At 62.8% G+C, this 317-nt stretch carries 1 protein-coding gene; it reads right to left on the reverse strand.

The annotated features are described in order from the left end of the window. Nucleotides 1–317 (reverse strand): biotin/lipoyl-containing protein (locus GHO41_RS29625; protein WP_305977963.1); only part of this gene is annotated, 317 nt, incomplete at both ends.

Genomic DNA, 317 nt, shown 5'->3' on the forward strand with positions numbered 1-317 from the left:
GTGCAGGCGCGGCTGGCGCAGCAGCGCCCGCCACTTTCAGCTTGAGGATGAAGTCGCCAGTGCCTACTTCGTCGTCCAGCTTGACGGCAATGCTTTCCACCACGCCTGCGGCAGGCGACGGGATTTCCATGCTGGCCTTGTCGGATTCAAGGGTGATCAGCGATTGATCAGCCTCAACGGTGTCGCCAGCCTTGACCAGAATCTCGATGATTTTGGCTTTGCCCGACGAACCGATGTCCGGCACGTGGATGTCTTGAACCGACTCGCTTGCCGGTGCTGCAGCCGGGGCCGCAGGGGTCTCGGCAGCAGGGGCAGCC

The organism is Pseudomonas sp. FSL R10-0399, assembly GCF_009600165.1.
Lineage (GTDB): Bacteria > Pseudomonadota > Gammaproteobacteria > Pseudomonadales > Pseudomonadaceae > Aquipseudomonas > Aquipseudomonas helleri.